At 65.7% G+C, this 17,089-nt stretch carries 1 protein-coding gene; it reads right to left on the bottom strand.

From position 1 onward, the window contains the following. Positions 1 to 3 precede the first annotated feature (3 nt). Positions 4 to 17,061: a leukotoxin LktA family filamentous adhesin gene (locus tag WN73_RS30645; protein ID WP_271555981.1), complete on the bottom strand. Its 17,058-nt coding sequence runs from the start codon at positions 17,059 to 17,061 to the stop codon at positions 4 to 6. Positions 17,062 to 17,089: the final 28 nt, after the last annotated feature.

The raw sequence follows: 17,089 nt of genomic DNA, 5'->3' as shown, positions 1-17,089 counted from the left end.
CCGCTACCACGCTTCCGCGAGGCGACCAATGGCCGGCTTCGCTGTTTCAATCGCGGCGTCCTTCCAGCCCTGACGTCCCGTACGCTGCCCCTGGCGGCGCAGCTTGCGCATGTCGCTCAGCCCCTCGATATTGACGGCGGGACCGGAACCGATGGTTTCGACCGGTCGCGGCGTCAGCAGCGCATCGAGACGCGCCTGGCCGGAGAGGCCGAGCAGGTAGAACGTTCCTCCGTCCTTCTTCGCGAGCCAGGTTTCGATGCTCTCGCTACCCTCGCCGTCGACGGAAATGTTGCGCACCATGCTAGCGCCGGTGAAGTTGCTGCAGCAGATGTGGTTCGGACCGTAATTGGTGACGGTTGCCGAGATGTCGCCGGTGTAGAACACCACATAGGCATTGCTGACATTGGCGTTGCCGACCTGGCTCATCGTGAACACGCCGTCCGGCTGGTACAGCTGGATCGTCGGCCCGTTGGACGGCGCCAGCGTGCGGTTGTTGAGCAACACCTGCTGCGTGGCGGTGGTGAGCAGGAGCTGGCCCGGGACATAGCCGTTCAGGATCGTCACGGCGTGCGCATCGGTGAAGAAGTTCGCGTCCACCACCTTGAACTGGTTGACGATGATGCTGTCCGGATCGATCGAGATGTTGGCGGACTTCGCAACGCCGCCGTTGTAGCCGGTGATGTTCATGATCAGCGGGACCGCTGGGTTCGAGCGGATCTGCTCGCCCCTGACGTTGATCGTGTCTGCCGCAAGATCGAGCTCCCTGACGACGCTGACCCAGCCGATCGTCAGGTCACCCGACGAGGTCATCTTGACGGTGTCGCCGCTGATCCGGTCGAACGAGACCGATCCGGCCACCTCGAAATGTGTATCGCCGTGCGCTGAGATTGATCCGCCGCGGAGCGAGCCCGTGTCGGACTTGACGTCGAGGTCACCGGCATCGCCCGGGATACCCGTCGTGGTAAGCTGGCTGAAGACAATGTCGTTCACGGCGTGCACGGTCTGCGTGCCGCCGCTGGTGGCGGTGCCAACAGTGATCCCTCCGGCGGTCGCGGTGATGCCGAGCGTGCCGCCCACGTTGAGATTATCCCAATGAACGACCGTTCCGCCCAGGACCGCGTTGCCGGTCGAGGCCGTGAGGTTATGACCGGTGTTGGTGCCCGCCGCGATCAGCCGCGCCGAGCCGTTGGCCGTGACCGAGCCCAGCGTCGGCATGCCACCGGCCATCACCGTCTGCGCCAGGATGAAGCCGTTGTCGGCGGTAACGTTGATGCTGCCGGCATCGCCGTTGATGCCCGTCGCCGTCAGCGCGTTAAACGTCACGCTGTCGTGGGCGCGGATAGTTTGCGTGCCGCCGCTCTGCGCGGTCTGGAGCGCAATGCTGCCCTGGCCTGCGGTCATGCCCAGCGTTGTGCCGACATTGAGGACGTTCCAGTTGATCGGGCCGCCGCCGGCCGTCAGCAGCCCCGAGCCGGTCGTGGCGGCGAACGTGTTGCCGGTGATGGTCGTGGCGGCAACCAGGCTCGCCGAGCCGTTGGCGGAGACCGAGCCCTGCGTTGTCACACCGCCCGAGGTCACCGTCTGGGCCAGGATGAAGCCGTTGTCGGCGGTGACATTGATATTGCCGGCATCGCCATTGATGCCCGTCGTGGTCAGCGCGTTAAAGGTCGCGTTATCGCGGGCATGGATGGTCTGGGTGCCGCCGCTCTGCGCGGTCTGGAGCGTGATGCTGCCCTGGCTCGCGGTCGCGCCCAGCGTCGTGCCGACATTGAGGGCGTTCCAGTTGATCGGGCCGCCGGTGGCCGTCAGCAGGCCCGATCCGGTCGTCGCAGCGAGCGTGTTGCCGGTGATGGTTGTGGCGGCAACCAGACTCGCCGAGCCGTGGGCGGAGACCGAGCCCTGCGTTGTCACACCGCCCGAGGTCACCGTCTGGGCCAGGATGAAGCCGTTGTCGGCGGTGACATTGATGTTGCCGACGTCACCGCTGTTGCCGGTGGTCGCGAGCGACTTGAACGTCACATTCTGGCCGGCATGGACCGTCTGCGAGCCGCTGCTGTCGGCGGTGCCGATGACGATGCTGCCGTTGTTGGCGACCGCGCTGAAGCTGCCGCTCGCGCCGGTCGCGGTGCCCGCCAGCACTTGGTCGAGCGTTAGCCCACCGGCGCCGATGATGTCCACGTTGCCTTTCACCGCGGAGAGCAGGCTCGCCTCGGTGTCGGTCAGCGCCTTCAGGTAGATGCCCCCGGCGCTCGCGCTCGCCGACAGCCGTACCGCGTTGAGCGTGAACCGACTCGTCGCGTTGCCGATGCCGTTCGACGCGTTCAGCGACACCCCGGCGCCCGCGCCGGATGCCACAAACTTGGTCTGGCCGTCGCCGTTGTCGATGATCGCTCCGAGCGAGGCGACGCCGCCTGCGGTAACGATGATCGAGGGCGCGTTCGAGGCCGCCGCGTAAGACAGCAACGAATTCAGCTGGCCGATCGTCGCATCCCCCGTGGTGGTCACCGAGATCACACCAGCCGCGTTGATGGCCGAATAGGCGCCCATCGACAGCGTCGCGGCGACCAGCGTCACGCCGCCCGAGCTGCTGGTCGCAACCACCGGCGCCGCGCTGGTGCCGGCCGCGAAGGTCATGCCGCGGTTGGCGAGCAGTTGCATCAGGCCAGCGCTGGTGATGCTGGTATTGATGGTGAGCGCGCCGCGCGGCACGTTCAGCGTCAGTACGCCGCCGGCCGTCAGCGCCCCATAGGCGCCGCTCGTGCCGACCATCAGATCGCCGGCGACCGCGAGGATGCTGAGGTCGCCGACCGCCGAGCCGGTCACCGCGCCCGAGATGTTCACCTGCAGCGGCTGGAAGGTCGAACCGTTGAAGCCAATGTTGCCGCCGGCGCGCAGATCGAGGTCGGTGCCAAGGATGTGGATCGCCGTGCGATCCGTGAAGTCGGATTCGGCGTAGATGCTGCCCGTCGCGGCGAGCTGGATCGCATTGCCGGCGGCGATATTGCCGAGGACGAGATCGCCGGTGGTCTGCTTCACGTAGATGCCCTGCGCCGACGAAACCTGGTCGAGCTGGTCGTTGCTCGGATCGGCGAACGCGATCTGAAGCGCGTTCGTGTTGGTCGCGGGATTGCTTCCGGCGGCCCCGGCTGCACCGACATTGCCGCGCTCCGCGATCAGGGTCAGGTTGCCGATATCACCTGATATGACCGGCCCGCTCACATTGGCGAAGATGCTGGTCACGGCGTCGAGCTTGACGTCGCCGCGGCCGGTCACCTGGATGCCGCCAGCCTGCGCGGCCGCGATCGGGCCGTAATTCGCGGTGACGCCGCCGAGCGCGAGGCTGTTCTTGCTGCCGAGGTAGATGTTGGTCAGCGCCTTGGCCGAGATCGCGATCGGGTTGTCGACCACGACGAGGTTCTGCTGCGACAGGCTGACCGTATAGGTCGTGACATGGGTCGTGGGATCGGTGACCGCACCGACGGTGAGCTGGCCCGGACCGGCGGTGGCCAGCAATCCCCTCTGCTCCGGCGTCAGCGAGGAGGCATCGACGCTGGTGAAGGTGAACGTCTGGGGCGCCGCCGAATTGCCGACCGAGCCGCGCGGCGCGTAGAGCATGATCTGGTTCGCACTGACATTGGCGACCACGTTGTCGTCGATCGGCGGCGGCGCCGCGCCGACGGCCGACGACGACACCGTGTAGGCGAGCTGGCTCTGCGTCCACTGCGAGCCCGCCGTGATGATGCCGTAGACCCGCTCGGTCGAGGCCAGCGTGTAGCTGTAGGTCGCATTATAGGCGTTCAGCGCCGTCTGCAGCGCCGTATTGGTCGGCATGCGCTGATTGGCCGTCGAGACGCCGTCGAACAACTTGGTGAACAGGGTCGACGACAGCGAGCTGCCGAACAACGTCGCCAGCGGATCCGCGGGTGCGGTGCCGAGCAATGTCGTCAGCGAGCTCTTGAGTTCGTCGGTGGTGATCTTGCCGAGCAGGAACTGATCCCTCAGGAACCGCGTCGTGGCCTCGTTCTTCATCTGCGTCGTCGAGACGTTGGCGGGATCGATGCCGAGCTTGGCAGCCACCTGCGCCCGCAGCACCGTCAGCCCCACCGAGGTCGGGTTGTAGGTGCTGCCGTTCGTGAACGCGATGTTCTTGAGCTGGAAGTAGTCGTTGTAGGCCGACGTCACCATCGACTGGTAGCTGTTGACGGCGTTGGTCGCCGCATTGCCGCTCAGCAGGTCGAGGCTGGCCCAGACGTCCTGCAGATGCTGGCTCTGCGCCTGCGTGAGACCAACCACCGCCCGGCCGTTCAGGATGTTGGCCGGATTGTTGTCGGAACCCGCTGCTTCCAGGAAGACCGGGCCGCCGCTCGACTGCACCGTGCCGAGGCGCAGATCGCCCTTGGACTGGACGATATAGGTGCCGGTCGCCGAAGAGCTGTCGAGCACGCCGCCATCGACGGCGCCGCTCGCCTGAACCGTCCCCGTCGCCTGGATCACCAGCGGATTGATATTGGTCAGGGTGGAGGCGTTGTTGACGACGGCGCTCGTCGCGCCGATCGCACCGGACGTGGAGTTGATCTCGATATTCTTGCCGATCACGACCGGGTTGGCGACGTTGTAGGCGGAAGCCGAGTTGATGTCGCCGGTCGCCGACAGGAAGACGTTGCCCTGCGGCGTGGCGCCCGCGGCATTCACCTTCACCTGGTTGATCGACAGCGCCCCGATGGCCGAGATCGCGATGTCGCGGTCGATCGAGCTCGCGGTCAGGCTGCCGCCATAGAGCTGCACCTGGACGGGCGCCTTGGTGGTGCCGAGCGTGCCGATACCGCCGTCACCCCGAAGCGTCACGCTCGTCCCCGAGATCACCGGGTTGTTGGCATTGGCGCCGACGGTGATCGACGAGTTGGTGCCGGTGGCGGCAAGCGTCGTCGTGCCCTGCTGGTTGTTGATCGACCCGTTGATGACGATGCCGGAGGTCGAATTGACCACGACGTCGCTGCTACTGCCGCCGATGAACTTGATGTTGATCGGGTTCGACGCCTTGACCGTGTTGGTCAGCGTGAGCGTCAGGTGATCATAGATCGCCTGGTACCAGTTGTACTGGGCGTCCGCGCCGCAGCACGCGTTGGAATGGGTGTTGAGTCCAACGGGGCTCCCATCCGGATTCACGCCTCCCGCCCAGTGATAGCTGCCTGTGGCGGTGGTGACTTTCTGATAGTTGCTGCTCTGCGTGCCTGAAACCAGGTTGGTCGAGCGGGTCCAGTTCTCGCCGGTGACCTGATTGGGCGTGAAGCTCCAGCCATAGTCGAACTGCGTGCTGGTGGGTAGACGATCCAGCGTCGCGGTGTCGACCCATTGATAGAGCATGTTCTCCTGCGTCGCGTACTGGACGCCCGCCGTACCGGTCCTGGCCGTAAGCATCGACGGGTCGATCGCGGCCGCAGTGACACTGTTGGTCTCGTACCGCGACACCTGCTGGCTGCTTGCAGCCTTGGGATCGTAAACCCACCACGTCGTCTTCCCCTTGAGCTGGTCGACGATCTCGACCACGCTCTGGGCAGTGACGCTGGTATTGATGGTGTTGGTGACGAGCTGGAGCCCGCTGGTGTTGTTGACGGTGACCGTGCCGGCGCCGCCTTTGATCTCGATGTTACCCTGGGTCTGGGTGTTGTCGGTCGAGGTCGAGATGATCTTGCCGTTGAGGTAGACGTAGCCGCCGGCGCCCTGCGCCACGCCATTCAGGATGAGCTGGTCGGTGAGAGCGTTGTACCTGACCCCGATCTTGGCGTCGCCGCTGGCCGACGCCGTCACGGAGCCCGAGATGTCGTAATAGACGCCGTTCCGCGCATTGGCCTGGGCCGCGGCAAAATCCGCGCCGCCGTTGCGATTCTTGAGGCCGTTGCTGCCATAGATGGCATCGTACGCAGCGGCGCCGATGTTGACCGAGTAGTTGCTGCTCGAGCCGGCCTGGATGATGCCGTTGATGTTGATCACCGACGCCGAGATGATGACCGCCTGGCCGCTGATGGTCCGGGTGGCTGTCGCGGTGGCCGGCGAATCCGCGGTCTTCGGCGTGATCGCATCCGGCTGGATGTTGATCACCTGGAAGAAGCCCGAGCTGTCGCAGGCTGACGCACAGTTGAACGGCGTCTTGTACGGACCGCTATCGGTGTAGACGTTGCGGCCGTCATAAGTCGTTTTCTTCCACTGCGCGAGCACGACATTGGCCGAGTCCTGCGACTGCCCCTCGATGATCTTGAGGGTCGCGATGTCAGGCACGCTGCCGGCATCGGGAGTGCTGGTGTTCCCAGGCGTACCCCTGCCCACCGGCAGGAAGATCGATGAATAGAGCGAGGTGCCGTCGTAATACGTCATCAGCATGCGCGCGGTGAAGATCGTGCTGGCGTCGGCGTTGCCGACGGGTTGATACACTCCGTGGCTGCCGTCGGTGCAGCAGTAATAGAAATAGGGGTGATCGGTTCCCGAAGCGATATGCGGAGCGGTATAGTAGTCGCCGTAGGCGCCGAGATAGGTCGCCGCCGTCATCACCGCGGTCAGCGTGTCTTCCGGCCTGTTTTCAGTGGTGGCCCATTGCGAGGTGACCGCGCTGCCGCTGTCGTAGAAGCTCCCGATACCGCCGAGGAAGGTGAAGGTGCCTTTGGGCACCACGATCTGGACGGTCGCGGCGCTGAGCGACTGCGATGCGACGACGCTGCCGAGATTGTTGATGATCTTGAGCAGGCCGTTCGCGTTGTTGACGGCGCCATTGAAATAGATGTCGGGCGTGCGGGTCAGCACGTTGCCGTTCTGGTCAATGCCCTGACCGGAGTCGGGATCCAGGCGGTTGTAGGTGGCGGAGACGTCGATGACCGGCGTCGCGCTCGGCATCGCGGTGAAGGTCACATTGGAATGCGAATCCGGGTCGACATGGTCGATCTGGCGATAGGTGATGTTACCTCCGGTCACATCGGTGACCGTGAGGTTGCCCAGGCTCATGAAGTCGAGGCCCTTGTTCTCGATCTTGATCAATGGCGAGCTGCGCGCGATGACCGCGGGCGCGGCAGGATTCGTGCCGCTGTTTCCGGTGAGCTTCTGCGCCAGGATCGAGACGTTGCCGGCGGACACCAGGATGTCACCGAACGCAAAGGCGTTGCCGGGCGCGTCGGAGGTGAACGGCGCCTGCTTGATCAGCGTGTCGATCTGCCGCTGGATGTCGCCGGTCGGATCGGTGCCGGACGGCGACATGATGGCGGGCGCCGTCGGAGTCGCCGCCGCGAGCTGCGCGCGGACCTGCGTCGCGGTCAGGCCGGTCAGCGTCGCCAGCTGGCTGACGACCAGATCGTAAGGATTGAAGTTGCCGACGATAGTGTACTGAACCGTCTGGTGGTTCCAGCTCATCACCGGACTGAAGTGGTTGACGTCGGAGACGGACTCGAGGACCGACGAGGAGCCGTTGGTCAGCGTCGAGTCCGGACTGGTCGTGCTCAATGTCGGCGTGGATGCGCCCAGATTGATCGTGATCGTCAAATCGTTGTTGACGCCAGCAACCACCCGGCCGTTGAGCGCGACGTCGCCGGTTCCACTGGTGTGGCTGTGGTTGTCGCTGTTCTTGGCGCTGAAGATGTCGAGATACGGATTGTAGTTGCTGCCGTTGCCGGTGGCCGTGACCTGCCCCTGCGTGGCGCCGAGATAGATGTCGCGCGCGCCGAGAATGCTCGAGGTCGGAGCGAGCGTCAGGCTCGTGGTGTCGTCGGCATTGGCCGTGCCGCGATAGAGCGCCGAGATCGGAATGGCGGTGTTGTTGTAGACCACCGTCGTCGCCGTCGCCTGCACGCTGCTGAAGACGGTGCCATCGCCGGACAGGCCGGCATACATGGTGATGTCACGCCAGGCCACGATCTTCGCGTTGTCGCCGACATTGACGGACTGGTTGGCATGGACCCAACTGTTGGTGCTGGCGCCGACGCCCGCGATCGCGCCGTAGAGGCTGGCATTGGCGTTGTTCGCCGCCGCCATCTTCGCGGCCGTGCCGACATAGATCTTGCCGGCGCTGAACAGCTCGCGGGCGTTGATCTTGACCGCGAGCGTGGCATTCGCCGTCATGTTGGATTCGGCGCCGCCGCCGGCGAAGAAGCTGGCGGTGGCGAGGCTCGCGGTATCGTTGGTGCTCAGCGTGTTGTAGGCCTCGATGTTGATCACCGCGGTCGAGGTCCTGGGATCGTCGTTGAGGCTCAGCACCGTGCCGGCGCCGATATTGGTATTGACGCGCTGGGTCACGAAGGACTCGCTCAGCGCCGCCGCTCCCGAGAATGAGCCGCCCGAGCCCGATCGCGCGCCGCCGCCGGCTTGGTTGACGATGTCGTTGGCGATGACGACCATGTCGCCGGCCGCCGAGTTGATGATCAGATGCGTCCCGATCTCGGCTGTCGTGGTGGAGTCGACGTCGTTCCTGGTCTTGCCGGCGGACACGCCCGCCGTGGACGCCTGATAGGCGTCGCCGCTCGCGGCGTAATTCGTGGTGTGCGTCGCCTTGATCGTGAGGCCGCCGAGATAGAGCGTGTCGTCCGTCGAGCCGCCGTCGAACCGCGCATTGGTTACGGCGGTCGAGCTGGTGGTGGCGACCGCCGCCGCACCGGCATAGGTACCGCCCGCGCCGACTATCGCGTTGGAGAAATTCGTGTCCCTGCCGTCCGCCTGGATCGTGAGCTTGCCGGTGTAGGCGGCGCGGTTCAGGGCGTCCATATCTGCGGGCGCGCCCAGATAGGCGTAGGTTTTCGCGTCCGACGACGTTTGGGCCACGGTGGCGCCGAGGGCCAGGAAGCCGCTCGAAAGACCGGTCCCCTCGGCATATTGCGAGCTGTCGTTTTCAGCCGTGATGGACACGTCGGCATTGGGGAGCCGGATTCCCGCCCCGCCATAGGCCTTGACCGTCGCGTTTTCGGAGGCCCTTGCGAAACTGCCCTGCGCGCCGATCAGCGAGCCGCCGCCGCCGGCGAGCGCCTTGGCCCAGGTCGTCGTGCCATAGATCGGCGTGGTCGTGGTTCCGTTCGTTTGCGTGCCGATGATGGGGACGAGCGCCATGGCGGTCACGGCGAGCTTGCCACCCGAGAAGCTGGTGTTGTCACCGACATCGGCCGTGACCGTGGCTCCGACGGTCGATTGGGCGATGGCGACGCCGACCGCGCCGCCGCCGACCGACACGCCGATCGCCTCGCTCAACAGATTCGGCTTGATCGCGGCTCCCACCAGCGTGCCGTCGCCGGTCGCAGACGTGGTGATGACTGCGCCGGATCCGATCTCGGCGAGCACGCCCGAGTTTTCGTGGGCCTCTGCATCCGCGCCGGCGCCGGCGACGATACCGCCCGAGAGCGCCGTTGCCGTCGTCGTCAAGGTGCCAGCGCCCGAGGCCCCGACACCCAATGTCGAAGTGTTGACGGTAGCGTCGTCCAGGACCCGCGCTGTGACGGAGCTGTTTCGGCTTGCCGTTGCGACCGAAGCGCCGGCGGCCACGGCGCCGGCACTTGCGCCGCCGGTGAAGACGACCTGGCTCGTTGAATCCTGCGCCAGGACGGCGACGCCGTTGCCCCCCGTGCCGGTGATCTGGCCGCCAAGCAAGGCCACCACGGTGTTGCTGACATTGCCGACCGCCACCGAGGCCTGAGCGCCGAAGTAAAGCGCCGCACCGCCGGCGATCGCCTCGGTATCGATGGTCTTGCCGGCATAAGGTCCGTCGGTCGCATCCTTGACGACCGCCAGGACGTTGACGGCGGGCGCCGCGACGGCCAAAGGCGTATCCGCGGCCACCAGCACGCCGGCGCCGTTGCGTCCGTAGTCGCTGAGGTTGGCGACCACGGTGCTGTTGACGCTGGTGTAGCCGATGCCGGCGCCAATGCCGAGATTCTTGGCAAAGCCCGCGCCGAGCAGATACATCTTGGCCGCGTTGGCGCTGGTGGCCGAGACGTTGACTTGCGTGCCCGTGACGTTGCCGCCCGCGATCTGGGCGATGACCGCGTCATTGCCGCCGCTCAGGATATTGCTGACGTCGTAGGTCGAGCTGACATTGGCACTGTTCGGATTGCCGGCCGTGCCGCTCGCGACGGCACCACTGCCATGCGTGTTGCTGGTGCCGCTGTTGACGGACGCGATGGTGCCGTTGCCACCTTGGTTGAGCTGGCCGGTCTGCTGGCCCTGCGTGTCGGCGTCCGCGGTGTTGGTGCCGATGATGATGACGCCGACGGTCGCGCCGATGCCGGCGCTGCCGCCGATGCCGGCGGTGACCGCGTAGGACAGCACCTCCTTGGTGCTGAGCGCGTTGACGTTGATCGCGCCTGACGAGTTCAGATTGCTGTTCCAGCTCTCGGCAACGGTCCGGCTCTTGAACACGATGACGTTGGCCGCAGCGCCGACGCCGACCCCTCCTCCGCTGGCGCCGACCGCGAGCGCGCCCGCGATCTCCTTGATCGCGACGTCCTCGTTGGCGTTAACCGTGACCGCGCCGGCCGCACCGCCCGTCACCCCCTGCAGCGTGGTGTCGTAGACGCCGGCGATGGTGGTGTTGTTGGCGACCTCGATGTTCGCCATGCCGGCGATCGCGGCGGTGCCCGTCGAGAGCGCGCCACCGATTGCATAGGCCTCGAAGCGGTTCTTGGTCTTGGCTTCGACGTCGAGCGCACCGCTCAAATTGAGCGCGGTGGTGTGCGCGGCGCCATTGCCCTGATAGCGGAACTCATCGCCGACATAGGCCAGCGTCCGGTTCGAGGAGACCTGGACCAGGAACGCCGCGCCGATCGCGGCCTGGCTGCCATAGGCACCAGAGCCGTTCGCGGAGAAGATGCCGGTGTTGTTGTTGGCGTTGACCGTCAGCGACGAAGCGGTCAGCGCGCCGCCGTCGACATAGGCTTCCGTGGTCGCCTGGAAGACGTTCAGGCCGACCGAGCCGCTGTTGAAGCCGATCGCAATCGAGGACGCATCCTGCTCCGCATTGGCCTTCACGGTCACGGCGCCCAACGTCGCGCTCGACGACTGGACGCCGCCGACCGTGGCATTGGTGATATAGGCGAAGGTCTCGCGCGACATCGTCGTCGAGACAATCGTCGCGCCACCGCCGCCGCTGCTGCCGTAGGCGATGCCTGCGCCGAATGCGCCGGAATAGGAGAAGCTCGATGCGGCCACCTCGATCTGCGGCTTGAGCGTCGACGAGGTCAGGCGCGTGTCGATGGACGCGCTGTCGATATAGGCTCGTGTCGCCCCGCTCATCACGTTAGTGATCGGGTTGATCATGATCGAGATGCCGCCACTCGCGGCGACCGACGCGACGTTGGTCACGACAGCCTGGTGCGAGCTCGCGACCACGGCGAGGCCGCGCAGGACGTCCTGGTTCTCGGTGAGGTCGGGCGTGGTGTCGGTCGGCGCGTGGGCCGTGCCGAGATCGAAGGCATGGACGAGGGTGCCGTTGTTGACCGACAGCGTATCGGTGGTGCTGGTTCCCAGCGCGTCGACCTTGGTGTTCACCCCGCGGATATAGGCGGCCGTGGTTCCGGTGATCTGGTTGGTCACCAGCGAACCAGCGCCGCCAGCCGCGCCCTTGCTGATCGACAGGGCGCCGGCGAACACGGCCGCCTTGTCGTTGTTGCCCGCGACCACGCCGACATTGTTGGTGGCCGTGACATCGGCCCCGTTGATGCCGTTGGTGCCGGCGGCAGTGATGTTGGCGGTGACGTTGGTCCCCATCAGATTGGTGGCGACCGAACCGGCGAGGCCAACCTGCGAGGACATCGCAACGCCAACGGCAACGGTCGAAATGGCGGCATTCGAATTCGCACCGACGGCGACACTGCCGGATGCGGTCAGCTTGGAGCCGGTGACGCCGGCGCTGACGTTGTTGGCGATGCTGCTGTAGACGAGCGCCAGACCCGCGGCGCTTCCTTGCGTCGACGCCCCCGCGATGGCGGCGGTTCCGGTGATGCTGGAATTGTCGGTCGCGTTGACGGAAATGTTCTTGGCCGTGACGCTCGATTGCGTCGTGCTGGACAAATTGTTGCCGATGGCCGCCGAGACGGTGTTGCCGATCGAGCTGATCGTCGTGCCGCCGACGCCCGCGAACTGTCCGGTCGCAAGGCCGAAGCCGATCGTGACAGCCTGGATCTTGGAGGAATCGATCGCGCTCACGCTGACATTGCCGTTGCTGCCGGCCGTCATCAGGACGTTGGCGATATAGGCCGAGTGCGTCGTCGCAACGGTGTTGTAGACGATCGAGGCGCCGACATTGTTCTTGCCGGCCTGGACGAGGCCGGCAACGGAGACGATGCTGGCGCCCGGACCGTTACCCGTGCCCCCGTTGAGCGCTGCCGCGCCGAAGTCGATGCAGTTCTGCCCGCCCGTGCCGCCGGCGACCGTGCAGGTGTCCTCGGCGAGATGATTATTGTTCGACTTCTTGACGAGGTTTCCGAGAGCCGTATCCAGCGCCGACACTGCGCCGCTGTCCGCCAGCACCGTTACGCGGCCAACGTCGATGTTCACCGTGGCGCCGCTGCTGATATAGGCCGTCGTGGTCGGCGAGATCTCGCTGACGACGATCGCGCCGGCAAGCCCGTTGGACCCTGCCCCGCCCGAGGCCGCACCGGCCGCGATCACGCTGGCGCTGTCGGCCATCACCAGCAGGGTGTCGTAGTTCGAGATCGAGGTGCTGCGGATATGCGCGTCGGTCGCGTTCCCACCCGTGGGATCGGCGATCGACGCGTAGGTCAGCCCGATGCCGACGCCGGCCTGGCCACCGGCTATATAGAGCGACCCGCCGCCGATCGCGATGTTCGTGGTCTGGTAGGCGTCGACCTCGAGCGCGCGATTGACGCCGGTCGCTTGCCCCGTGATCGTCGAGCTCTCGATATAGGCGTTGGCGCTGTCCGTGATGATGCCGACGGAGGCCGACAGCGACGCCGCATTGGATTTCGATCCCGCCACGCCGATGGCGACGACGGTCTCCGAGCCGCCGTTGAGCGCCTGCACCGTCACCGAACTCTGGTTGTTCACGGTGGTGCCGTAGATATAGGCGAGTGTCGCGTTGTTCGACATCGCCGCCGCGATCGCACCGCCGATCGCAGCCCCCGTGGCGGACCCGCCGGCCAGATTGAGCGCCGCCGAGCCCGAACCGTTGTTGAGCATGGTGTCGTTGAGCGCCTGAACGATCGTGTTGGTCAGCACGGCGCCGCTCGTGGTGTACTTGTTGACCGTCGTATTCCTGATGTAGGCGCTGGTGCCGAGCGAGACGTCGCTCACCGACGAGCTGCCGGCGAGATCGAGACTGAAGCCGCTGGTGCTCGATCCCGAGGTCGAACCGATCTTGCTTGCGGCCGTCGCGACGCCACCGGCCCCGCCGGTCGAGGCCGCGCCCGCGGCGTCCGCCTTGTCGGAGAAGCTGGACGACGCCGGATCGGAGACCGATGCCGCGACGGCGGCCGCGGTGATGCGCCCCGAGGTTGTCGCGCTGAGTGTCAGATTGTCGACATTGACCGCCCCGCTTCCGCCGCTGGTGCCAGCGAACGGATCGTTGGCGCTGAACACGCCGGGCCGGATGTCGGAATGGTTGTCGCCGATATAGGCGGAGGTGTCGGTATTTGCGCCGAGATAGGCGACCGACAAGCCGACCGCCGAACCGCCGCTCCCGTTATAGCTCATCGCGCCGGACAGCGTCACGACCGACAGATCCTGCTGCGCCAGGATGCCGACCGTCGGTGCATAGACGGTGGCCTGGCTCGATATCGACGCGTGCGTCGTGTTGTTCAGGAAACCGAGCGAAGTGATGCCATTCAGCGCCAGCGTGCCGGCAGCCTTGCCGGACGACGGTGCGACAGCGACGAACCGGTCTGAAGTGATCGCGTTGACGGCGATGTCGTCCGCCGCACGCAGCGTCGCGCGATCCGAAACGCCGGCGATGGTATTGGTGTTGAACTGGACGAGATTGAGCGCGCCGCCGACGGAGGAGCCGCCCGAGGTGTTGCCGAACAGGAAGCCGAGCGTGCCGACATTGCCGGCGGCGTCGATCGACGCCGTGGTCGTGGTGGCCGCGATTTGGATGCTGGCGTTGTAGGTATGGACGTCGCCATTGTCCATCCCGACCGACCAGCCGGTGCCACTGCCGCAGGCCGCGGTCGCGCAGGTCGCCGTCAGGCTCGCGCTTCCGGCCACCCACGCCGTCGTGTTGTTGTTCACAACGAAATGATTCAGCGAACCGGCGATGCCGATCGTGTCGCCGGCGTCCGCGGTGGCATTGGCGTAGCTGGTCAGGATGTTGCCGCCGACGCCGAGATTGCCGTTGAGGTGGCTCAGCACCGCGCCCAAACCATCCCACTTCAGCCAGGAATTGGTGATCGGCAGTTCGGTGGTGGCATCGACGGCGATGTTCGCTGCGTTGATCAGTGTGCCATTGCCGACATAGGCGTTCGAATTATGCGTGAAATTGCCCCAGGCGACGGCCGCGCTGATCGCGGTGCTCTCGCCGGACACCGGATCCTTCGTGATCGCGCTGGACGTCGCATTGCTGCGAACGCCGCGATCGATGACATTGCTGGCAACGGCAACGTTGCCGCTGGCATAGATGCTCGGCGCGCCGCCGCTCGGATTTTGCGCGATCGCAGCGGTCGCGCTCTGGCTGCTGTTGGCCAGCGACAGCGCGCCTGCGACCTTGAAATCGAAGCTCAACGGCATCAGCGAGCCCATATGGTCCCTGATGATCGACGTCGGCGAGGTGACGGCGCGCAGTCCTCGTTCGATCGCCGCGATCAGCGCCGGCAGGCCGGCGATGGACGAGGCCATCGTGGAATTGCTCGTCGTGTCCGACGTCGCTTCAACGAGAACGGAGCCGTTCATCCGGTTGGCGGTATCGGTTCCGAGCGATGCGCCGAGCGTCGCGGTCACGGACGTCGTGATGTCGCTGATGGCGAACGCCCCGCCGACGGCGCCGCTCGCCCCTAGTCCGGGTGCCGCAACCGACGTTGCGCTGGTCGAGAACGAATTGTTGTTGATCGCGCGCACCTTCAGCGTGCTGCCGCTCGTGTTCACCAGGCCCGCCGCAATATGCGCGCCGGTCGCGACGTTGGCGGTCGTCGACACTGATCCCTTGGAATAGGCCACCGTCGGGACGATCTGCGCGCTCGTCGATGCCGCGAGGGCAGAGACGGCGATGGTCGCATCGTTGAGCGCCTTGATCTCGAGGTTGCCGCCGGCGTTGACCGTCGCGCCCGAGGCCACGTTGGTCGTGGCAGTGCCGTCGATCTTGCCGACGACCACGCCCGCCGCGACCGGCGTGAGGCTGCCGAGCAAGGTGGAGGCGACCGCCGGATCCGAGGCGGTCTCCGTGGCATGCGCGGAAATGGTGACATCGCCGCGGCCGTTGATGTCGGCATGGCTGTTGATGTTGATGGTCGCCGTGGCGCTTGCCGCGACATAGCCGCCATTGAGCCCGAGCAGCGAGGCGGCCAGCGTCGAGCCGACAAGCGCGAAATCACCGGCCACAGAACCGTTCAGGAAACTTGACACGGCGGTCGAGGTTGCGGTGATCGAGATGATGCCGCCGGTGATCTTGCCGTCGACCGTGATCGCCGTCGCGGCGGTGGCCTGGCCGGACAGCTTGATGTCGCTCGCCGTCGCCCTCAGCGTCACGTTACCATCGGCGTAGGTGGTCCCGCCGAAATTGACCGACTGGGCCAGGATCTGCGCGCCATTCATGATCTCGATGTTGGGCGCGTCGATGATGACGTTGTTGGCGTTGCCGGTCGAATGGCCGGAGCCATCGAGACGGCGGGTATCGATCATCGCATGCGCGGCGAGCGTGATGGAATGATCCGCCTGGATGAGGTAGTCGGCACCCGCGCTGAGCCCGGCGAGCGCATTAGCGATGGAGCTGTTCGACAGCGTCACGCCGGAGTCGCCCTGGGCGGCATCGCCCACGACCACGTCGGTGGGGTCGATCAGCAGCGTGCCGGCCTTGCCGTTGTCCGCACTGAGATCGACCTTGATGCCTTTCCCGATGTCGATGATCCCGTTCGCGCTGAAGTCGACGAGACCGGCATTGCCCGTCTTCGCGCTGGCATCGAACCTGGCGCCGCCCGCGACGGTCAGGTTCTGCGCCGCCTTCAGGCGGATCTCTCCGGCATTGCCGTTTGCGCTTGCGATGTTGAGATTGGCGTTCTTGCCGACATCGATGTTGTTGCCGGCCTGAACGGTAATGTTGCTCGGCGTTGCGGTCTTGCTCTGCGCGGTCAGACGCCCGTTGACCCTGGCATTGTTGACGGCGCCGATATGGATCGAGCCGTTGCTGACGGTGATCGCGCTGGCGCTGCGCAGGCCCTTGGAGTTGACGGAGGCCGCGAATTTCGCGGCGTGATCGAGATTGGCGATATCGCGCTGGGTGGCGCCGCCGACATAGACGTTCTGCCCGGTCAGCCGCACGCCGTCCTGGGCATTGACCCGGCCGTAGATGCGGATGTTGCCGTCGGGCGAGACCGGGAACGAGCCGGCCATCAGGTTGCCGACCGCCGACTGGTTGATCGCCCCGCCCGCGCCGATCAGGCTGTCGGTGAACTCGCGCGTCGGCGTCGAGACGTTGAGGCTGCCGACATTCACCGTGCCGGAACGGCCGACCACGAACCCCTTGGGATCGGCGAAATAGACGTTACCGCCGATCGCACCGTTCATGTAGGAGTTCAGCGTGCCATTGACGTAGACCGGCGCGTCGCGAACGATGTTGACGAGGTTTTGCGTGCCGGTCGGCAGTTGCAGGTTGACGGTGTTGCCCTGCCCGACGCTGAACTGCGAGAACGAGTTGAAGGCGTTGTTGCCGGAGACCGTCGACGTCGTGATGTTGGTGACGCCGCCGGAGGTCTGCAAGGACGTCCCGGTGCGTCCGTCCGGAACGATGACGTTCGCCGTCTGCGCCTGAACGCGGACGCTGAACACCGGCAGGAAGACCATCTGCATCGCGCAGAGCAGCGACATCGAGCGGAAGCGCGCAAGCCCCCGCAGCGTCGTCAGCTCATCGTTGTTTCGCGTCGCAGATGGTCCGCGCATTTCATATCCTCTTCATCGGCATTGGCGC

It is taken from the genome of Bradyrhizobium sp. CCBAU 45394 (assembly GCF_028128655.1).
GTDB lineage: Bacteria > Pseudomonadota > Alphaproteobacteria > Rhizobiales > Xanthobacteraceae > Bradyrhizobium > Bradyrhizobium diazoefficiens.
The sequence above is the reverse complement of the archived record's forward strand: the minus strand, read 5'-3'. Positions and strand labels throughout refer to the sequence as shown.

What these genes read in the sequence shown, in the direction of transcription:
- WN73_RS30645 (WP_271555981.1), bottom strand. Translation starts at nt 17,061, where the DNA reads ATGCGCGGACCATCTGCGACGCGAAACAACGATGAGCTGACGACGCTG.